We start from the raw sequence: 20,263 nt of genomic DNA, 5'->3' as shown, positions 1-20,263 counted from the left end.
GCCCGTGGCCCCCGGCCGAGCGGCCCCAGACCCCGATGCCGATGCCGAACCCCCGGCGACGTCCGCATCGGTCGCCTCGGCCGTCCCGGCCGAGCCATGGGAGAGATCCGAGCTCTCTCCCATCGCCCCGGTGGTGCGCCCCCTGCGCCACCGGGGCACCTCCCACCGTCCCGCCCGCGCGAAGGCGCCCGCATGACGCGCGTCGGCTACGCGGCCGGCGCGTTCGACCTCTTCCACGTCGGCCACCTCAACCTCCTCCGCCACGCCAAGGAGAACTGCGACGTCCTCATCGCGGGCGTCGTGAGCGACGAGATGCTCCGCGCCGTGAAGGGCATCCGCTCGGTCGTGCCCACCGCCGAGCGCGCGGAGATCGTCCGGAGCATCCGGTACGTCGACGACGTCCACGTCGAGACCGTGCCGGACAAGCTCGATGTGTGGCGAGAGGTCGGCTTCACCCACTTCTTCAAGGGCGACGACTGGCGGGGCACCGAGAAGGGCCTCCGCCTCGAGCGCGAGTTCGGCGCCGTGGGCGTCGAGGTCGTGTACTTCCCCTACACCGCGCACACCTCGAGCACCGCACTGCGGCGCGCGCTCGACGCCCTCGTGCCGGCACTGCCCGTCGCGCAGTGACTCAGAAGCCCGAGCCGTAGCAGACGAAGGGCGCGACGTGCCCGGTCTGCGTCGTCGCCCGCGTGAGCGCCTCGGCCGGATCGAGGCCGCCGACGAGCCCCTCGTGCATCGCGCCCAGCAGCTCGCAGGCGACGTCGTCGGCCACGGTCACCGGGGCCGCGATGACGCAGTGCGACCCCGCGTGCAGCCACGCCCTCGCCATCCCGACCGCCTCCTCGCCCCACAGCGCCGATGAGCGGCCGAGCTCGCACGCCGACAGCACGACGACGGCGGGCGGGCGCGCGATCGCGTCGATGTCGTACCCGAACAGCGTGCCGTCCGCGAGCTCGAATCCGGACAGGAGCGGCGAATCCGGCGAGTGCCGCCCGTGCGCGACGACGTGGAGCACATCGACGCCCTCCGCGAGAGCCGTCGCGTGCTCGATCCGCGACGCGTCGCCCGTGAGAATGCGCGCAGGGCCCCCGGCGCGCCGCCAGGCCCGCGCACCCGTGTCCGCCTCCTCGTCGCCGCGCGCGACGCCCGGACCCACGACGAACCCGGCCGAGGAGAGCGGCACCGAGCCGCGCGTGGCGACCCAGCGCGATGCCGAGCGGACGTGCGTCACGACCCGGCCGCGCAGCGCCGGCAGCATGCCCCACGGCGTTCCGCGCAGCTCGCCCGGCGCCGTCACGACGACCCTCCTCGGGTCTCCCGCGGCGCGCACGGCCTCCTCGACGAGTGCGCGCGACAGGCACGACAGCCGGGCCTCGAGCGACTCGCGGATGAGCCGGCTTCCGGGCCCCGTGCGCGTCGCCGCGGCCGCGTTGAGCTCGCTGTACAGACCGCGGCGGAGGTCGCGCACGCGCCCCCACGGGATGTCGATGAGCGAGGGCGCTCCGCGCCCGGGCACGACGAGGCACGTGAGCCGGCCCCGGACGTACACGTACGTGAGGAGGGCGGTGTCGCCGTCGAGCGCCGACCGCAGCTCGTCGAGGGAGACCACGGGAGGGCCGTCGGTCGAGGCCGTCGCGACCCACTGACGCTCGCTGATCCGCTGGCGCAGGGACGCCACGCGCGGGTCGGTGACCCAGTCCGACGAGGCGAGCTCGGCGCGCAGCGCACGCAGCTGCGCGAGGTCGGCCGCGTGCTCGGCGTCCTGCGGTGGGCGCACGGGCAAGACCTGCTGGCTGAAGTGGCGCGTGTACTCCGACCAGCGGAAGACCGTGTCGGGGCGGCCGGAGCGCACGCTCGCAGCGAGGCCCTCGATGAAGATCCCCGATCCGTGCACGGCCGTCGACGAGAGCACCTCGAGCGACCCGAACGACCGCTGCCAGGCGGATACCTCGTGGAGGCCCGCCTCGGCGTGCCGGCGGGCGTCCGCGTCGCGCCCGAGGGCCGCCGAGCGGGCGGCCCTCGCCTCGTGGGCGAGCACGCGGACGGACAGCGGGTCGTCGGGATGCAGGCGGGCCGCGCGCGAAGGTGGCCGCCCCGTGCGTGCGAGGGCCGCGTCGAGCACGTAGCGGAGCGCGCGGGCCTCGACGCGGAACCCGAAGCGCGACAGCCGCCGCGCGACGCGCGCGCACTCCTCCTCGAGCGCCGAGGGGACGGGCTTCGCCGACGTGCGGTCGGCCGTGGGCGCGAGGAGCGCCCGCAGCCGGACGCCCTCCGCTCGCACCTCCCAGGACGCGCTGCCGAGCCCGCGGAAGCGCCGACTGGCGCGGAGCGCGACCCGGGCGGCGCGACCCGGCTCGTAGCCGAGCAGGGTCTGCGCGAGCTGGAGCTCGGCCTCGCCGCGCGCCTGCTGCATGCGCGCCCGGCCGAACGCCTGGGCGACCTGCTCGAGCAGCGCGGCCGACTCGCGCAGCTGGCCCGATTCCCGGAGGACCTCGGCGCGATCGAGGTCGGAGATCGCCGCGGCGACGGCGGAGTCGCGCGCGATCTCCGCGCGCGCGGCGGTCATCTCGCTGAGCGCGAGCACGAGGTCCCCCGCGAGGAGCGCCGTGTACCCGAGATTGTGGCGGGCCTGCGCTTCGCCGCCGCGGTCGCCGAGGTCCACGAAGAGCGCGGCCGCCGCCCGGAACGCGTCAGCGCTCTCGCCGAGCCGTCGGCGCTGCAGAAGCGCGACGCCGCGATTCAGGACGACGTTGGCCCGCGAGGCGGGGCTGTCGATGAGCGCGACGGCCCGTTCGAAGAGCGGGAGGGCGGCGTCGACGTCGCCCCGGTGCAGGAGCAGCGTCGCCAGCTGACCGGAGATGATGCCGCGGGTCTCCTCCGGCAGCATCGGGAAGCGCAGGGCGGTGCGGCAGAGCAGCTCCGCCCCGTCCGGGTCGCCGAGCTGCCCGAGTGCGTAGGCCAGCGACGCGCTGATCCGTGCGCGCAGGACATCGTCGTCGGCGGCCTCGAGGGCGCGCACGAGTAGCCGCCTCGCGGTGCGCAGCCGCTTCGCGTTGGCGGCGTCGACTCCCCGGCGGAGGAGCTCCTCGACGGGAAGCTCCGGGCGCGAGGCCACGTCATCCCCCTGACCGGTCCCGGGCGGCGAGCAGCTCGAGCGCGGCCGCCGTGGCCGCGCGGCTCTCGGCGCATGCATCGCCCGCCGCGCGGATGCTGGCCGCGGGCCATCCGAGCTGCGCGGCGATCATCGCGGCGGCGAACGGGGCAGCGAACGACGTGCCGCTCCACACCGCGAAGCTCCCGAGGTAGCACTCGGGCCCGATCGTCTCCCGCCGCCGCGCGAAGCGGTCATCGCGCGACGACGCCTGCCGCCCGCCCTCGAACGCGGGGATCGTGCTCACCACCGCGGCGCCCGGCGCGTACACCCGCACCCACGGCCCGACGTTCGAGAAGAGCGCGACCGCCGCGCCGCTCGGGTTCAGCGCGCCCACCGACACGTGCTCCGCCCCGTCATCGGGCTCGATGCCGTTGTCGCCGCCCGGCCACGGCCAGAGCGACGCAGGGAACGGCGGCCGGTCGATCGCGTCGTTGCCCGCGGAGCACACGACCGCGCAGCCGAGCTCGCGCGCCCTGCGCAGGAGCTCGAAGAGCACGGTCGAGAAGAGCCCGTCCTCCGGAGTCTCGTGGTAGTAGCCGAGCGACAGGCTGAGCACGTCGATCGCGCGTCCGCCCTCCCGCCCCGCGCGGTGCCGCGCGAGCAGCTCGACGAGGCCGGCCAGCGTCTCGAGAAGCGCGCTCTCGTCGACGACGCCGAGGGCGTTCGCGACCCGCACGGAGAGGATGTCGGCCTCCGGGGCGACCTGCCGGACGATCCCGGCGATGAAGGTGCCGTGGCCGGCGACCGGATCGATCTCCCCGTCCAGCTGGCCGTAGAGGTCGGGGAACCGCTCGGGGTCGGCGTCGTCCGTGAGTCCGAGCGGCGCTCCGTCGAGCTCGACGCGCCGCGTGACGATGTCGTCGGGCAGCCACTCGTGCGCGCCGCACCCCGTGTCGAGGATCGCGACGACGGGGCGCCGTCGGCCGCGCGGCGGCTTCCCCGCGCGCGTGGGCCCGGCTCCGAGGCGCACGACGGGCTGCCGCCCGCCGTGCCCCGCTTCGGCGTACTGGTCAGCGCCATGCGGGTTGGTGCGCGTGAACGGGTTCGTCCGCGTGAAGGGATTCGTGCGCGTGAACGGATTGACGCCGACGGGGTCGATCGCGACGATATGGTCGAGCGCGACGTCGCGCAGTCGGCCTCGAGTGAGTCGTCGCGCCCGCTGCAGGACGCGCCATGCGTCGGGCGGCACGGGCGCCTCTCCCCGCGACGGCCCGTCGGGCGCGACGAGCTGCGCGCGCAGCATCCCGAGGCCCGGCAGCAGCGGGGTCGGGTCCTCCGCCTCGCCGAGCGCGTCGCCGCGCAGCGATTCGGGGACGACCTGCCACCCGAACGACGCAGCGGCCTCGCGAACGAGACGGAGTCCGTCGACCGCCTCAGCATCGTCGTCGCGTCGCGCGATCAGGAGCCGGTCGGGAACGTAAGCGGTCGGGAACGCGCGCACGCCGTCGACGGGCTCGACCGCCGGGTCGAGGACCCGCCCGACCGGGATCGATCCCGCGGCGCGATCACGCCACGACCATCCGTCGGGCTGGGATGTGGTCCGGCTGTCGTCGGGCATCGCGCACCTCCCCGGGCACTCGGCCAGGGGAGCACCGCTTGCGCGTATTCTGCCCCAGAACCGCCGTCACGGGAAGATCGACCTCACATGTCGAACCAGGGGGTCACGACCTCCCGGAGACCCTCCTCCTGCCGCACGACCATCCGCACCTGCGCGCGCCCCGCGGCCACGCCCTCGAACGAGAAGCGGCCGTCGCCGACCGTGTCGGCGGCCCACTCGGCGTCGTCCCGCGCGAGGCGCGCCGCGAGCACCGCAGGACGGGACCATCCGTCGATCCGGCGCGCGCCGCCATCCGTCGGCGACACGTGCAGCAGCACCTCGGCGTCGTCGTCCGCGAATTGGAGCGTGCGGCGCTCGTCACCCGCCCGCACGGCCGCCTGCGCGCCGTCGACGAGCGAGAGCAGCGCGAACTCGCGCGAGAGGTCGTCCACGGTCACGGCCGCGATCATGCGGTCGGCGAGTCCTGCGGGGACGGGATCGGCCTGCTCCCAGGACGCGCGCAGCGCGTCGAGGAGCTCGCGGTCCTCTGCTCCCCCGACGTGGTCGTTCACGATCGTCCCTCGTCTCGTATATCGGGATTCAATCTGGCTCGAAGCTTAGCGAGGCAGCGCTGCCTCGTGGGCCCGATGCTTCCCACCGGCATGCGCAGGTCGGCGGCGATCTGCGCGTAGTCCGGTCGGTCCTCGAAGGCGACGATCCGCAGCAGCCGCTGGCACCGCTCGTCGAGCGCGCGCACGGCCAGCCACAGGCGGTCGGCCGTGTCGGCCTCGGCGACGTCGTCCTCGGCCGCGCGGCGCGCCGGGAGTCGCGCCTCGAGCAGGTCATCGTCGGTCGGATCGGCGCGACGGTCCGCGCGCGCGACGCGCCACGCCTCGCGGCGCGCGGTCACGCGCAGCCATCCGGAGACCGCGTCGGCGCTCGCGATCGTGTCGTGCTTGCGGACGAGCGTGAGCCACGTCGTCTGGATGACGTCCTCCGCCGCCGCCCGACGCAGGCCGTACGCGCGGACGACGTGCCACAGCACGGGGGTCATGATGCGCACCAGCTCGTCGATCGCCTGCGGGTCGCCGTTACGCCAGCGCGCGAAGTGCGCGGCCGCCTGCTCCCAGCGCGCCGCGCCGTGGGCGTCGTCGACGTCGTCCGCGTCATCCGCGGGCGACAGGAAGAGATCGTCCATGTCAGACACATTGTGTCCATACCTGCGACGAGGCGTGCAACACGCGGCGTGATACGTGATGCAGTCGATACCGAGGCGCTGCCCAGGCGGCGCTCAGGGCGCCTGCCCGGGCAGCGGCGTCTCGGCGGAGCGCGGCGACCTCAGCACGAGGACGACGACGATCGCCACGAGGATGACCGCGCTCAGCGCGAGCGGGAACGGCAGGAGCGCGTCGAGCAGGACGAGCACGGCGCCCACGGGCACCACCGTGTTCACGACGCGGTCGGCGTGCGCGCGGATGGCGATCCACCAGATGCCGAGGACGAACAGCGCGATCGGGATGGTCACCGTGGAGGCCGCGGCGGGCCCCGTGAGCTCGCTGTGGTGGGTCAGCGCGTCGATCTCGACCTCGACGCCGGCCGAGAACGCCCCCGCCGCCGCGAAGACGACGTAGTGCACGTACCCGTAGCGGATCGACTGCGCGAGCGATCCGATCGCGGAGTGGTGCGGCGGCCAGAAGTAGATCCACCAGAGCGCGGCCGTCACGACGAGGGTCAGCACGGCGATCGCGATGAGCGGAGCCAGCGCGTCGGCGTCCTCGAGGGCCTCGATGATGGCGTTGGCCGACGCGAGCAGGCTCTCGCCGAGCAGGATGAGCGTGAAGAGCCCGTACCGCTCGGTGATGTGGTGCGGATGCCACGGGGTGTTCGCTCCGCGCTCGGCGATGATCGGGACGGCGAGCTCGAGCACGACGCCGATGAGGAAGGCCACGAGGAACGCGCCCTCGGGCACGAGCAGAGTGAGCAGCCAGTACACCTGCACGACCGCGATGCCGAGCGCGTACATGAGCGTCGTGCGCCGGGCGCGGCCGGCACCCCGCGACGCGCGCAGCCACTGCGCCACCATCGCGACGCGCATGATGACGTAGCCGACCACGGGGATCGTGAAGTCGCCGTGGAAGGCGGGGCCCACCCCGGCCGCGAGCTCGAGCACGCCGCCCATCTGCACGATCGTGAGCACGCGGTACAGCCAGTCGTCGGCGTCGAACGACGTCGCGAACCACGTGAAGTTCACCCACGCCCACCAGATGGCGAAGAAGACGAGCAGGTACGACACGACCCCGTCGAGCACGTGCGCCTCGACGAGGGCGTGGTGGAGGTTGACGGCCGCCGTGCTCACGGCGATCACGAACACGAGGTCGAAGAACAGCTCGAGGGAGGTCGCGGCCCGGTGGGGCTCGCGCGGGTCGCGCGGGCGCATGGGGACCATCCGCAGACGGCCGAGCGCGGAGTGCGGTGCGTTCACACGCGACAGACTACGCGCGGGTCAGAGCTCGCTTCCCGGCACGGCGAAGGTGTCGCACGCGCGCTCTCCGCGCTCGTACCCGGTCTGGAACCACCGCATGCGCTGCTCGCTCGAGCCGTGGCTCCAGCTGTCGGGGTTGACGACGCCGCCGGACTCCTGCTGGATGTGGTCGTCGCCCACCGCGGAGGCGGCGTCCATCGCGTCGGCGAGCTGCCCGCGGGTGGGCGCCTCGAGGTACGGGACGCCGTTCTCGTCGACCTGCTCGGTCATCGCGCCCACCCAGGCGCCCGCGAAGCAGTCGGCCTGCAGCTCGGTGCGCACGCCGTCGCTCTCGGGCCCGGTTCCGCCGCCCTGATGCTCCTGCAGCACGCCCGTGAGGTTCTGCACGTGGTGCCCGTACTCGTGCGCGAGCACGTACAGCTGCGCGAGGTCGCCCGCCTGCGCGTCGTAGCGCTCGCGCAGCAGGGAGAAGAACGTCGGGTCGATGTAGACCGTCTCGTCGGGCGGGCAGTAGAACGGCCCCGTCGCGTTCGACGCGGTGCCGCACGAGGTCTCGGTCTGCCCGTCCACGATGATGAGCTCGGGCTCGCGGTACCCCTCGAGGGCGCCGGCCCAGAACTGGTCGAGCGCGAGCGATCCGGCCGCGAGCCGGCAGTCGTCGTTCTCGTTCGCGTCCTGGCCCGTCTCGCAGTCCGAGATCGCCGTCTCCTGGCCGGAGCCGCCGGGCGCGCCGGCGTCGGGCGACAGCAGCCCGAGCACCGACCCGAAGTCGCCGCCCGTGAGCAGTCCGACGACGAGCACGCCGAGCAGGCCGAGGCCGCCGATCCCGCCGCCCGCGATCGCCGCGGTCCGTCCTCGACGCCGTGCGCCGTGCCCGCTCACATCCGCGTTCTCGTTGAACGTCATGACGCCCACGGTACCGCTCCCGACCGGCGTCCTCACGGCCTGCTCGCCTACCCTGGATCCGTGCCCGCCAAGATCCTCCTCTACTACCTCTTCACGCCGATCGCCGACCCCGAGGCCATCCGCCTCTGGCAGCGCGACCTGTGCGAGCTGCTGGGGCTGCGGGGCCGGATTCTCCTGTCGGAGCACGGCATCAACGGCACGGTCGGCGGCGACATGCAGGCGCTCAAGCGCTACGTCCGCAAGACGAAGGACTACGCGCCCTTCAAGGGCATCGACTTCAAGTGGTCGTCGGGGTCGGGCCTCGACGCGGAGGGCCGCAGCCTCGACTTCCCGCGGATGTCGGTCAAGGTGCGCGACGAGATCGTGTCGTTCGGCGCGCCCGGCGAGCTGCGGGTCGACGAGAACGGCGTCGTGGGCGGCGGCACGCACCTCACACCGGGTGCGCTGCACAAGCTCGTCGAGGAGCGCGGCGACGAAGTGGTGTTCTTCGACGGCCGCAACGCGTTCGAGGCGGCGATCGGCCGCTTCCGGAACGCCGTCGTGCCGGATGTCGCCACGACGCGCGACTTCATCGCGGAGCTCGATTCGGGGCGCTACGACGACCTCAAGGGGCGGCCCGTCGTGACCTACTGCACGGGCGGCATCCGGTGCGAGGTGCTCTCGAGCCTCATGACGGCGCGCGGCTTCGGCGAGGTGTACCAGCTCGACGGCGGCATCGTCCGCTACGGAGAGACCTTCGGCAACGCGGGCCTGTGGGAGGGATCGCTCTACGTCTTCGACGGCCGCGAGTCGATGACGTTCGGCGACGGCGCGGCGGTGATCTCGCGCTGCGCGGCGTGCGAGAGCCCCACCGACCGGATGGTCGACTGCGTCGACGAGACCTGCCAGGTCCGCGTCGTCCTGTGCGCGGGCTGCGGCGACGTGCACCCGTGCGGGCGCCACGCGGCCGTCGCCGCGTAGCGCCCGCCGGGGCGGATGGCTCCGCGCTGCCTCAGGACAGGCGCGCGAGCAGGGCGCGCGCGACCGATGCGGACGACTGCGGGTTCTGACCTGTCACGAGCGCGCCGTCCTCGACCACGTGATCGGCCCACGGCTCGGCGGCGTCGACCGCGATGCCGCCGTCGCGCAGCGTCGACTCGAGCAGCCACGGGGCCTTCAGAGCGAGCCCGCCCTGGCGCTCCTCCTCGTCGGTGAACGCCGCGACGGTGCGCCCCGCCGCCGCGAGCGCGCCGTCCGACCGCTTCGCCGCGAGCAGCGCCGCGACGCCGTGGCAGACCAGCGCGAGGGGCGTGCCGGCGTCGAGCGCCCGCACGATCAGGGCGCCGGAGGCGGCGTCGCGCGCGAGGTCCTCCATGGGTCCGTGCCCGCCGGGGTAGAACACGGCGTCGAACGCGCCGGGGTCGACCTCCGCGAGCACGAGCGGGCGCTGCAGGCCGGGGATCGCGGCGAGCGCTGACCGCGCCTCCTCGTCGTCGGCGATCGATCCCTCGTCGACGACGGGGACGACGCCGCCGGGGGTCGCGAAGGCGACATCGTGGCCGGCCCCGACGAGCAGGCGGTACGGCGCGAGCAGCTCCTCGGCCCAGTACCCGGTCGGATGCGCGGTGCCGTCGGAGAGGGTCCAGGTGCGGGCTCCGGTGACGACGAACAGGACGGTGGACATGGCGACTCCTTCTCGATGGGACGGCCCGAGCTGGCCGGCACCGAGGACAACGCACGGAGACCGCGACTCTTCCGATATCTTCGCAATGTGAGCCATAGATCCTCTGATGGGCTGGACGACCTCGCCCTGTGGCGCACCTTCCTCGCGGTGCACACGGCCGGATCCCTCTCGGGCGCCGCGCGCACGCTCGGCCTCACGCAGCCGGCCGTCACGGCGCAGCTGCAGACCCTCGAGCGGCGCCTGGGCGAGCGCCTCTTCGCCCGCGGAGCCCGCGGCGTCACGCCCACGCCCCGGGCCGAGGCGCTCGCCGCCCGGCTCACGGAGCCGTTCGGCGCGCTCGCCACCGCGCTGTCCGGTGCCGACGGGGGAGGTGCGACGTCGCACGCGCCCGTGCGCGTGGGCGGGCCGGCCGAGCTCCTCGCCGAGATCGCGGCGCCCGCTCTCGCGCCGCTCGTCGCCGACGGCGTGCGGCTGCAGCTCGTGCCCGGGCTGAGCGGCGCGCTCGTCGACGGCCTCCGCGCGGGCGTGCTCGACCTCGTCGTGGCGTCCGAGCGCCCTCGCGGACGCGCGGTCGTCGCGGCGCCGCTCGCCGACGAGGCGTTCGTCCTCGTCGCGTCGCCCGCGTTCGCGCGCGCCCGCGGGCTCGCACGCGGCGCGGTCGCGCCCGATGCCCTCGCCGACGTGCCGCTGCTCGCCTATGCGCACGACGTGCCCATCCTGCGCCGGTACTGGCGGCACGTGTTCGGAACGCGACTCGAGCGCGAGCCCGCGCTCACGCTCCCCGACCTGCGCGCGCTCCGCGCGGCCGCGATCGCCGGCGCCGGCGTGACCGCGCTCCCCGAGCATCTCTGCCGCGCGGCGCTCGCGGGCGGCGAGCTCGTGGACCTCCGGCCGTCCGACGACCCGCCCCGCAACACCCTCCATCTCGTGCGGCGACCCGGCGCCCCGGCGGGCCCGCACGTCGAGCGCGTGCGCGACGCGCTGTCGCACGCCGTCACATCCGCCCTCGCGTGAACGGAGCGGTCTCGCGCGCCCGCTAGCGTTGTCTGCATGCACGATCCCACCCCCACGGAAGTTCTCGACGCCGTCGGGCGACTGGAAGCGGAGCAGGAGATCCCCGAGCAGATGCGCGCCGACGTGCGCCTGCTGGGCTCCCTCCTCGGCCAGGTGCTTCGCGAGAGCGGCTCGGCCGGCCTGTTCGACGACGTCGAGCGCCTGCGCGTCGCGACCATCCACGCGTACACGGACCCCAGCCCCGAGGCCTTCGACCGGGCCGTCCGGATCGCCGACTCGTTCTCGATCCAGCGGGCAGACGAGGTCGCACGGGCGTTCACGTGCTACTTCCACCTCGTGAACCTCGCCGAGGAGCACCACCGCGTGCGCGTGCTCCGCGAGCGCGACGGCCAGCCCGAGCGCGACCCGCGCGGCACGATCGCCGGCGCGTTCGCCGAGCTCGCCGGCGAGATCGGCGAGGACGCGGCGCGCGAGCGCCTGCAGGCGCTGCGCTTCCACCCCGTCTTCACGGCCCACCCGACCGAGGCCCGCCGCCGCGCGGTCTCGACGAGCATCCGCCGTCTGTCGGCCCTCGTCGACGAGCTGGGCGCCGCACCCGAGGGCGGCTCGGCCGCGCAGCGCACGCAGCGCCTCATGCTCGAGGAGATCGACACCCTGTGGCGCACCGCGCCCATCCGCCCCGAGAAGCCGTCGCCGACCGACGAGGTGCGCGCGGTCATGGCGGTCTTCGACGACACGCTCTTCACGGCCGTCCCCGAGATGTACCGCCGCGTCGACGACGCCATCCACGGCGGCGTCGACGGCGACCGGCCGCCCGTCGTGCGCCCGTTCGTCCGCGTGGGCAGCTGGGTCGGCGGCGACCGCGACGGCAACCCGTTCGTCACGGCCAAGGTGAGCCGCAAGGCCGCCGCGATCGCGAGCGAGCACGTGCTCCTCGGCCTCGAGCGCGCCGCGCAGCGCGTGGGCCGCGGGCTCACGCTCGACGCGACCTCCACGCCGCCGAGCGACGAGCTGCTCGCGCTCTGGGAGCGCCTGCGCAGCGCCGACGAGGACGCCGCCGCCGACATCGCCAAGCGCTCCCCCAACGAGCCGCACCGGCGCATCCTGCTCCTCATCGCACGCCGCATCACGGCGACCCGCACGCGCGACGCCGACCTGGCCTATCGCGACCCCGAGCACCTGCTCGCCGACCTGCGGATCGTGCAGACGTCGCTGGCCGACGCGGGCGCCGCGCGTCAGGCGTACGGCAGCCTGCAGCACCTCATCTGGCAGGTGGAGACCTACGGCTTCCACCTCGCCGAGCTCGAGGTGCGCCAGCACTCGGCCGTGCACGCGAAGGTCCTCGCCGAGCTCGACGCGGGCGGCCCGCGCAGCGAGCTGACCGAGGAGGTCCTCGAGGTCTTCCGCGCGATCGCGTTCATCCAGGAGCGCTTCGGGCCGCGCGCGGCCGGCCGCTACATCGTGTCGTTCACGCAGTCCGCCGACGACCTCGCCAACGTGCACCGCCTCGCGCGCTACGCAGTCGGCGACGCGGGGCCCGCGCCCGTGCTCGACGTCATCCCCCTCTTCGAGACGTTCGCCGACCTGCAGGCCGCGCCGCGCATCCTCGCCGAGATCGTCGAGCACCCCGAGTTCGCGTCGCGCCTCGACGCGACCGGCCGTCGCCTCGAGGTCATGCTCGGCTACTCCGACTCGTCGAAGGACGTCGGCCCCGTCGCGGCGAACCTCGCCCTGTACGAGGCGCAGGCCGCGATCGCCGCGTGGGCGCAGGAGAACCGCATCGAGCTCACGCTCTTCCACGGCCGCGGCGGCGCCCTCGGCCGCGGCGGCGGCCCCGCGAACAGCGCGATCCTCGCGCAGCCGCCGCACTCGGTCGACGGGCGCTTCAAGCTCACCGAGCAGGGCGAGGTCATCTTCGCCCGCTACGGCGACCCCGACATCGCGATGCGGCACATCGACCAGGTGGCCGCGGCCATCCTCACGGCGGGCGCGCCCTCGAACGAGGACCGCAACCGCACGGCCGCCGAGCGGTACGCCGACATCGCGCAGGTCATGGAGACGACCTCGCGCGCGCGGTTCTTCGACCTCGTGAAGGCCCCGGGCTTCGCGCCGTGGTTCGCCACCGTGACGCCCATGGAGGAGATCGGGCTGCTCGCGCTCGGCTCGCGCCCGGCCCGCCGCGGGCTCTCGGTCGAGTCGCTCGAGGACCTCCGCGCCATCCCGTGGGTGTTCGCGTGGACGCAGGCGCGCATCAACCTCGCCGGATGGTTCGGGCTCGGCACCGCGCTCGAGTCGGTCGGCGACGAGGACCGGCTGCGGGCCGCCTACGCCGAGTGGCCGCTCTTCCGCACGATGATCGACAACGTCGCGATGAGCCTCGCGAAGGCGGACGACCGGATCGCCCGCCAGTACCTCGCCCTCGGCGACCGCGACGACCTCGCCGCGCTCGTCATGGACGAGATGGCGCTCACGCGCTCGTGGGTCGTGCGGATCGTGGGCGGCGACGGGCTCCTCGCGAACAAGCCCGTGCTCCAGCGCGCGGTCAAGCTCCGCAGCCCGTACGTCGACGCGCTCTCGCTCCTGCAGCTGCGCGCCCTCCGCGCGCTGCGCGAGACGCCGGCGGGCGGGAACGCCGACCCCGAGCAGCAGCGCCTCCTGCTCCTGTCGGTCTCGGGCGTCGCAGCCGGTCTGCAGAACACCGGCTGATCCCGCCCTCTCTCCCCTGTGCGTGTCTCATTCGGCGCGGGAATGCCCCCGGCTTTCCCGCGCCGAGTGAGACACGCACAGGGGGGCGTCTATTCTGAGCGGATGGCGAGGAGGGCGATGCGGGCCACCATGAAGGACGTGGCGGCGCTCGCCGGAGTGTCGCCGAAGACCGTCTCCAACGTCGTGACGGGCACGGTCTTCGTCCGCCCTGAGACGACCGAGCGGGTCGAGAGGGCGATGGCCGAGCTCGACTTCGTGCCCAACCTCAGCGCGCGCGGCCTCCGCAACGGCCGCTCGGGCACGATCGCGGTCGCGCTGCCGGATCTCGCGACCGCGTTCTCGGCCGAGCTGCTCGACAGCATCCTCGACGTCGCCCACGAGCGCGGCTTCGCGGTCCAGATCGAGGAGACGGCCGCCGAGCCCGGCCGCGAGTACGAGCTCATCTCGCGCGCCCGCGCGCACCTCATCGACGGGCTCATCCTCAACCCGATCCGCCTCGAGGACAGCGCGGTCGAGCACGCCGATCACCTGCCTCCCGTCGTGCTCATCGGCGAAGTCGAGCAGCACGTCACCGACCGAGTGTTCGTCGACAGCCTCGCGGCCTCGCGCGAGATCACCCGCCACCTCCTCGAGCGCGGCGCGCGCCGGATCGCGGCCGTCGGGGGCGACGACGCGTCGGAGATCGCGACCGCCACGAGCCGGCTGCGGCTCGCCGGCTACCGCGAGGCGCTCGCCGACGCGGGGATCCCCCTCGATCCCGCGCTCGAGGTCAACCGCTTCCCCTGGACGATGGCGGCGGGCGCGGCCGGCATCGACGAGCTCGTCGCGCGCGGGACCCCGTTCGACGCGGTCGTCGCGTTCACCGACTCGATCGCGATCGGCGCGCTGCACGCCCTGCACGCGCACGGGCTCCGCGTCCCCGACGACGTGCTCGTCGCGGGGTTCGACGACGTCGAGCCCGCGCGCTTCGCGACCCCCGCCCTGACGACCATCCGCTTCGACCGAGGCGCCTTCGCGCGGGAGGCCGTCACGCTGCTCGAGAGCCGGATGTCCGACCGGTCGCAGGCGCCGCGCGCCGTGCAGGTCGCTCACGAGCTCATCGTCCGCGCGAGCACCGACCGCTCGTGAGCGGCTCGCCTCCGCACGCCCCTTGCGCATCCATTACATCGATGTAATGATGGCGTCGTCTCTGTCAGACGGTCACGAAGGAGTGGCGATGGCATCACCACCGGTCCACATCACGCGGCGCCAGCTCTTCGCGGGCGCCGCGGCTCTCGCGGGGACGGCGCTCATCGCCGGCTGCACCCCGGCGAGCGCCGCCCGCGGCGCGCAGCAGCTGCAGTTCTGGCACCTGCTCTCCGGCGGCGACGGAGTGACGATGTCGGGCCTCCTCGACGGCGTCAACGCCGCGCAGGAGGAGTACCGCATCCGCCCCACCGTCCTCGCGTGGGGCTCGCCGTACTACACGAAGCTCGCCATGGCGGCGACCGGCGGGCGCGCGCCCGAGGTCGCGGTCATGCACGCCACGCGCGTGGCGGGCTACGCGCCGGGCGGCCTGCTCGACCCGTGGGACGTCGACCGGCTCGCAGAGCTCGGCGTCGACGAGAGCACCTTCCCCGCGCCGATCTGGGAGAAGGGCTTCGCGGGCGGCGAGCTCTACAGCGTCGCGCTCGACGCGCACCCCTTCATCCTCATGTTCAACACCGACATCTGCGACGCCGCCGGCGTGCTCGACAGCGACGGGCGGCTCCTGCCGACGTCGTCGCCCGAGGAGTTCCTCGAGCTCGCGCGGGCCGTGGCCGGATCGTCGGAGAGCCACGGCCTCTCGTACGGGTACCTCGGTGACGGCGCCCAGATGTGGCGCCTCTTCTACACCCTCTACACGCAGCACGGGCTCGCGATGGAGCTGCCCGAGGGCGGGAAGAGCGTGCTCGACCAGGATGCGGCCGTCGAGTCGCTCACGCTCATGCAGAGCCTGCTGGACGGCGAGATCGCCGCCCCGCAGAACGACTACCAGTCGGCCGTCGCCGAGTTCGCGACCGGCCGCAGCGGCATGTTCCTCACGGGCGTGTGGGAGCTGCGGACCATGCAGAACGCGGGCATCCCGTTCGACGCGACGACCATCCCCACGCTCTACGGCACCGACTCCGTGTACGCCGACTCGCACTCGTTCGTGCTGCCGCACCAGACGAGCCCCGACCCCGTCAAGCGCGACCTCACCTACCGGTTCGTCGCCGACATCCTCAAGGGCTCGTTCGACTGGGCGGGGGCGGGCCACATCCCGGCCTACCTGCCGATCACGGAGTCGCCCGACTACGCCGATCTCGTCCCCCAGGCGCACTACGCGAATGCGGCCGAGAACGTCGCATACGACCCGCCCGCGTGGTTCACCGGCTCGGGGTCGAACTTCCAGGGCGACTTCGGCGCGTCCGTGCAGGACGTGCTCCTCAGCGGCGGCGACCCCGCCGCCGCCATCGCGGCCTTCCAGGCGCGCGTCGACAGCATGCTCTCCAAGCCGAACCCGGCCGACCCCGAGGGGACGTGGCAGTCATGACGACCGCAGCTCCCACCACCCGCACGATCGTCACCGGCGGCGCCCAGCGCGGCGGACGCCGTCACGTCGGAGCCCAGCGCAGCGAGCAGCTCGTGAGCTGGGTCTTCCTCGCGCCGTTCCTCATCGCGTTCGCGCTCTTCCTCGTGTGGCCGATCCTCCACGGCATCTACCTGAGCTTCACGAACCAGTCCCTGACCGGCGCGGGCGGCGACCTCGTCGGCTTCGCGAACTACGTCGAGGCCCTCGCCGACCCCGTCATGTGGCGCTCGCTCGGGAACACCCTCTGGTTCACGGTGCTCTCGACCGTTCCCCTCGTCGTCATCGCGCTCGTCATGGCGGTGCTCGTCGACCGCGGCATCCCCGGCCAGTGGCTGTGGCGGCTGTCGTTCTTCATGCCGTTCCTCCTCGCCTCGACCGTCATCTCGCAGATCTGGGTGTGGATCTTCAACCCGCAGATCGGCGCGGCCAACAACATCCTCGAGGCGCTCGGGCTCGCCCCCATCGCGTGGCTGCAGAACCCCGACACGAACATGATCGCGATCGTCATCGCGACCGTGTGGTGGACGGTCGGGTTCAACTTCCTGCTCTACCTCGCGGCCCTCCAGAACATCCCCGCCCAGCAGTACGAGGCGGCGTCGCTCGACGGCGCGGGGCCGTGGCGCCAGCTCTGGTCGATCACGATCCCGCAGCTCGGGCCCGCGACCGTCCTCATCGTGATGCTGCAGATCCTCGCGTCGCTCAAGCTGTTCGACCAGGCGTACCAGATGCTCGGCGGCGTCGCGAGCGACACCACGCGCTCCATCGTGCAGTACATGTACGAGGCCGGCTTCGTCGGCTACCGCTTCGGCTACTCGGCAGCCATCTCCTACGTGTTCTTCGCGCTCATCGTCATCATCGGCGTCGCCCAGGCGGCGATCATGTCCCGTGGTGCCGCCGCCGCGCGCAGGAAGGAGCAGCGATGACCACCGTCACGCAGACCCTCGTCACCCCCTCCACCGCGCGCCGCGCCGAGCGCAAGCCCGGGGCCCGGCGGTTCGGCCCGCTGCGGATCGTCGCGTTCGCGGTGCTCCTGCTCCTCGCGATCGGATGGCTGCTGCCGTTCCTGTGGGCGGTCGCGACGGCGTTCAAGACCGAGACCGACGCCGCGTCGGGCGACCCCTCGTGGATCGGGCCGAGCGGCCCCACGACCGACGCGTTCACGGCCATCCTCTCGCAGGGCAACGTGTGGATCTGGGCCTTCAACAGCCTCTGGACGTCGGCCGCCGTGACGGCCATCACGCTCGCGATCTCCGCGATGGCCGCCTACGCGTTCTCGCGGCTCGACTTCACCGGGCGGCGCTGGCTCTATGTGGCCGTCATCGCCGCGATCGTCGTGCCGCCGCAGGCGCTCATCATCCCGCTGTTCTACGAGATGCTCGCCTTCAACATGATCGACACGCACTGGGGCCTCATCCTGCCGCAGGTCGTCGCCCCGGCGATGGTGTTCATCCTCAAGCAGTTCTTCGACGCCGTGCCGATCGAGCTCGAGGACGCCGCCCGCGTGGACGGCGCGAGCCGCTTCCGCGTGTTCTGGTCGATCGTGCTCCCGCTGTCGCGGCCCATCCTCGCGTCGGTCGCGATCTTCGTGTTCATCGGCGCGTGGAACAACTTCCTCTGGCCGTTCCTCGTCATCAACGACACGACGCTCATGACGCTGCCGGTCGGCCTGCAGACCGTCATCAGCGCCTACGGCGTGCAGTACGCGCAGGTGATGGCCCAGGCCGTGCTCGCCGCGCTGCCGCTCATCATCGTGTTCCTCATCTTCCAGAAGCAGATCGTCAAGGGCGTCGCGACCACCGGCTTCGGCGGCCAGTGACACCCGGAACCAGGAGAGAAATGACCCGCGCCCGCATCACCATCGACCGCGACTTCACGATCGCCGACGTGCCGCGCCGGCTCTTCGGATCGTTCGTCGAGCACATGGGACGCTGCGTCTACACCGGCATCTTCGAGCCCGACCACCCGCAGGCCGACGAGCGGGGCTTCCGGCGCGACGTGCTGCAGCTCGTGAAGGAGCTGGGGCCGACCGTCGTCCGCTACCCCGGAGGCAACTTCGTCTCGGGCTACCTGTGGGAGGACGGCGTCGGACCGGTCGACCAGCGCCCGCGCCGGCTGGACGGCGCATGGCACACGATCGAGACCAACGCCTTCGGCCTGCACGAGTTCGTCGAGTGGGCGGGCGAGGCGGGCGTCGAGGTCATGGAGGCCGTGAACCTCGGCACCCGCGGCGTCGAGGAGGCGCGCGCGCTCGTCGAGTACGCGAACCACCCCGGCGGCACCTACTGGTCGGACCTGCGCCGCCGCAACGGCGCGGCCGACCCGTTCAACATCCGCCTGTGGTGCCTCGGCAACGAGCTCGACGGGCCGTGGCAGATCGGCCACAAGACCGCGCACGAGTACGGCCGCCTCGCGCAGGAGACGGCGAAGGCGATGCGCCTGGTCGACCCGACGATCGAGCTCGTCGCGGTGGGATCGTCGAACCGGCAGATGCCGACCTTCGGCACGTGGGAGCACACCGTGCTCACGCACGCGTACGAGGAGGTCGACTACATCTCGATGCACGCGTACTACCAGGAGCGCGACGGCGACGCCGCGTCGTTCCTGGCCGAGGGCGTCGACATGGACGCGTTCATCGACGGCGTGATCGCGACGATCGACGCCGTGAAGGCCGCGGGCAAGCACCGCAAGCAGGTCGACATCTCGTTCGACGAGTGGAACGTCTGGGACCAGGACCGGTACAACGACCACGAGGCGCGCGAGATCGAGGCGGCGGGATGGCGCGAGCACCCGCGCCTCATCGAGGACACGTACGACGTCGCTGACGCCGTCGTCGTCGGCACCCTGCTGCACAGCCTGCTGCGCCACGGCGACCGCGTGCGCATCGCCAACCAGGCCCAGCTCGTCAACGTCATCGCGCCGATCCGCTCGGAGGAGGGCGGGCCCGCGTGGCGCCAGTCGATCTTCTGGCCGTTCGCGCGGATGGCGCGTCTCGCGCAGGGGCGGATCCTGCGGCTCGCGGTCGACTCGTCGCAGACGAGCACGCGCAAGTTCGGCGACGTCGACGCGATCGACGCGGCCGCGACGTGGGACGAGGCGAGCGGGACGATCGCGCTGTTCGTCGCGAACCGCTCGCTCGAGGAGGCCGGCGACGTCACGGTCGACCTGCGCGGGCTCGCAGCCACGGCCATCCGCTCGGCCGAGGTGCTGACCGTGCCCGAGGGCGGCGACCGGCGCTCCGCGAACGTGGCCGACGATCAGGACCGCGTGGGGCTCGTCCCCCTGCGCGACGCGGGCATCGCCGACGGCGCCGTGCGCGCCACCCTGCCGCCGATGTCGTGGGCGGTCATCGTCCTCGACGCCGCGACGGCCTGATCCGACGCGTCACCCGCGGTCGAGCCACGCCAGGATGCGCTCGGCCGCGGGGGCGCCGTCGCGGATCATCGTCTCGTGCCCGTGGCCGGGGATCTCGATCGAGGTCGCATCGGGCACGAGCTGCGCGACGCGGCGCACCCACACGGGCGGGCAGACGACGTCGTTCGCGCCCCGCACGACGAGCGTGCGCGAGCGGATCCTCTCGTACGCGTCCTCGGGGCGATGCGAGAGCATCGCCTTCATCTTGCGCCGCAGGTTCGGGCCCGCCCGCAGGTACTCCCTCGCACCGAGCACGAGCACCTTGAGGCTCTCGCCGAGGAGATCGCGCCCCAGGCGCAGCAGCTGGGGGACGGCGCGGCGCGCCTCGGAGTCGACGGTCGGGGCGACGAGGACGACCGGTCCCGCGAGATCCGGGTGGCGGGCCGCGATCTCGGCGACGACCTGCGTGCCCATCGAGTGCCCGATGAGGACCGGGCGCTCGAGACGGCGATCGCGGATGAACGCCGCGATGAGGTCGGCGACGCGCTCGATCGACGGCGTCCGCGGCGGCTCGGGCGCCTCCCCGTATCCGGGCTGGTCGATCGCGATCGCCCGCCCGCGCTCGGCGAGGTGGACGGCGACGTCGGCGAAGACGCGGCGGCCCATGCCGATCCCGTGCACGAGGAGGAAGACGGGCTCGCCCGCTCCGCGCTCCTCGGCGACGAGGGTCGCGCCCTGCGACGTGAAGCGCGAGATCCGGCCGTCCTCCGGCGCCCCCGCCAGCTCGTCGATCACGTCATCCGCGGCCTCCGCCGCGTCCTCGAGCGCACCCATCCTCTCAGCCTACGATCGCG

Annotated in this window: 17 protein-coding genes; 9 read left to right on the top strand and 8 right to left on the bottom strand. The window is 73.2% G+C overall.

Annotated elements, in window-relative coordinates; all coding sequences use genetic code 11:
* Positions 1–192 precede the first annotated feature (192 nt).
* A complete protein-coding gene (locus tag ACWXWW_RS12225) occupies positions 193–630 on the top strand; it encodes an adenylyltransferase/cytidyltransferase family protein (RefSeq protein ID WP_282980487.1) in 438 nt (145 codons plus the stop codon).
* A 1-nt stretch (position 631) separates the two neighbouring features.
* Here the strand turns inward: ACWXWW_RS12225 and ACWXWW_RS12220 are convergent, their stop codons facing one another.
* The 6 genes from ACWXWW_RS12220 to ypfJ form a co-directional block, all read right to left on the bottom strand.
* Positions 632–3,118, bottom strand: a complete 2,487-nt coding sequence (locus tag ACWXWW_RS12220; protein ID WP_455970099.1) for a CHAT domain-containing protein — start codon at positions 3,116–3,118, stop codon at positions 632–634.
* 1 nt (position 3,119) lies between these two features.
* Positions 3,120–4,715 (bottom strand): S8/S53 family peptidase, encoded by a 1,596-nt coding sequence (locus tag ACWXWW_RS12215; protein ID WP_455970098.1) that lies wholly within the window; start codon positions 4,713–4,715, stop codon positions 3,120–3,122.
* 83 nt (positions 4,716–4,798) lie between these two features.
* Positions 4,799–5,266 carry a hypothetical protein gene (locus ACWXWW_RS12210; protein ID WP_455970097.1) on the bottom strand — a complete coding sequence of 156 codons (468 nt, stop codon included), beginning with the start codon at positions 5,264–5,266 and terminating at the stop codon, positions 4,799–4,801.
* Positions 5,263–5,892, bottom strand: a complete 630-nt coding sequence (locus tag ACWXWW_RS12205) for an RNA polymerase sigma factor (RefSeq protein WP_455970096.1) — start codon at positions 5,890–5,892, stop codon at positions 5,263–5,265. Before ACWXWW_RS12205 ends, ACWXWW_RS12210 begins: the two co-directional genes overlap by 4 nt.
* Positions 5,893–5,985: 93 nt before the next feature.
* On the bottom strand, positions 5,986–7,131 hold the full coding sequence (locus ACWXWW_RS12200) for a low temperature requirement protein A (protein ID WP_455970110.1): 1,146 nt from the start codon (positions 7,129–7,131) through the stop codon (positions 5,986–5,988).
* 66 nt (positions 7,132–7,197) lie between these two features.
* Complete coding sequence (ypfJ, locus tag ACWXWW_RS12195) at positions 7,198–8,082, bottom strand: KPN_02809 family neutral zinc metallopeptidase (protein ID WP_324012751.1); 885 nt, start codon at positions 8,080–8,082, stop codon at positions 7,198–7,200.
* Positions 8,083–8,142: 60 nt separating this feature from the next.
* Between ypfJ and trhO the strand changes: the two genes are divergently transcribed.
* Entirely contained in the window at positions 8,143–9,042 is a 900-nt protein-coding gene (trhO, locus tag ACWXWW_RS12190) for an oxygen-dependent tRNA uridine(34) hydroxylase TrhO (RefSeq protein WP_324012752.1), read from the top strand.
* Positions 9,043–9,073: 31 nt separating this feature from the next.
* Here the strand turns inward: trhO and ACWXWW_RS12185 are convergent, their stop codons facing one another.
* The gene (locus ACWXWW_RS12185) at positions 9,074–9,745 is read right to left on the bottom strand and encodes a type 1 glutamine amidotransferase domain-containing protein (RefSeq protein ID WP_455970095.1); all 672 of its coding nucleotides are present in this window, start codon (positions 9,743–9,745) and stop codon (positions 9,074–9,076) included.
* An 87-nt stretch (positions 9,746–9,832) separates the two neighbouring features.
* On the opposite strand from ACWXWW_RS12185, the gene ACWXWW_RS12180 reads away from it, so the two are divergent.
* The 7 genes from ACWXWW_RS12180 to arfA all read left to right on the top strand — a co-directional run bounded on the left by ACWXWW_RS12180 (position 9,833) and on the right by arfA (position 19,430).
* On the top strand, positions 9,833–10,759 hold the full coding sequence (locus tag ACWXWW_RS12180; protein ID WP_455970094.1) for a LysR family transcriptional regulator: 927 nt from the start codon (positions 9,833–9,835) through the stop codon (positions 10,757–10,759).
* Positions 10,760–10,795: 36 nt separating this feature from the next.
* Positions 10,796–13,465 carry a phosphoenolpyruvate carboxylase gene (locus tag ACWXWW_RS12175; protein WP_455970093.1) on the top strand — a complete coding sequence of 890 codons (2,670 nt, stop codon included), beginning with the start codon at positions 10,796–10,798 and terminating at the stop codon, positions 13,463–13,465.
* A 117-nt stretch (positions 13,466–13,582) separates the two neighbouring features.
* Positions 13,583–14,593: a LacI family DNA-binding transcriptional regulator gene (locus ACWXWW_RS12170; RefSeq protein ID WP_455970092.1), complete on the top strand. Its 1,011-nt coding sequence runs from the start codon at positions 13,583–13,585 to the stop codon at positions 14,591–14,593.
* Between the two features lie 88 nt (positions 14,594–14,681).
* Complete coding sequence (locus ACWXWW_RS12165; protein WP_455970091.1) at positions 14,682–16,019, top strand: extracellular solute-binding protein; 1,338 nt, start codon at positions 14,682–14,684, stop codon at positions 16,017–16,019.
* Positions 16,016–16,981 (top strand): carbohydrate ABC transporter permease, encoded by a 966-nt coding sequence (locus ACWXWW_RS12160; protein ID WP_455970090.1) that lies wholly within the window; start codon positions 16,016–16,018, stop codon positions 16,979–16,981. The genes ACWXWW_RS12165 and ACWXWW_RS12160 overlap by 4 nt, the downstream gene beginning before the upstream one ends.
* Complete coding sequence (locus ACWXWW_RS12155; protein WP_271174718.1) at positions 16,978–17,874, top strand: carbohydrate ABC transporter permease; 897 nt, start codon at positions 16,978–16,980, stop codon at positions 17,872–17,874. The genes ACWXWW_RS12160 and ACWXWW_RS12155 overlap by 4 nt, the downstream gene beginning before the upstream one ends.
* A 20-nt stretch (positions 17,875–17,894) precedes the next feature.
* Positions 17,895–19,430, top strand: coding sequence for an arabinosylfuranosidase ArfA (gene arfA, locus ACWXWW_RS12150; protein ID WP_455970089.1), 1,536 nt, complete (start codon positions 17,895–17,897; stop codon positions 19,428–19,430).
* A 9-nt stretch (positions 19,431–19,439) separates the two neighbouring features.
* On the opposite strand, the gene ACWXWW_RS12145 is transcribed toward arfA, so the two are convergent.
* The gene (locus ACWXWW_RS12145; RefSeq protein ID WP_455970088.1) at positions 19,440–20,243 is read right to left on the bottom strand and encodes an alpha/beta fold hydrolase; all 804 of its coding nucleotides are present in this window, start codon (positions 20,241–20,243) and stop codon (positions 19,440–19,442) included.
* Positions 20,244–20,263: the final 20 nt, after the last annotated feature.

It is taken from the genome of Microbacterium sp. KNMS, from assembly GCF_053851835.1.
This window is presented reverse-complemented; position numbering and strand designations above follow the sequence as displayed.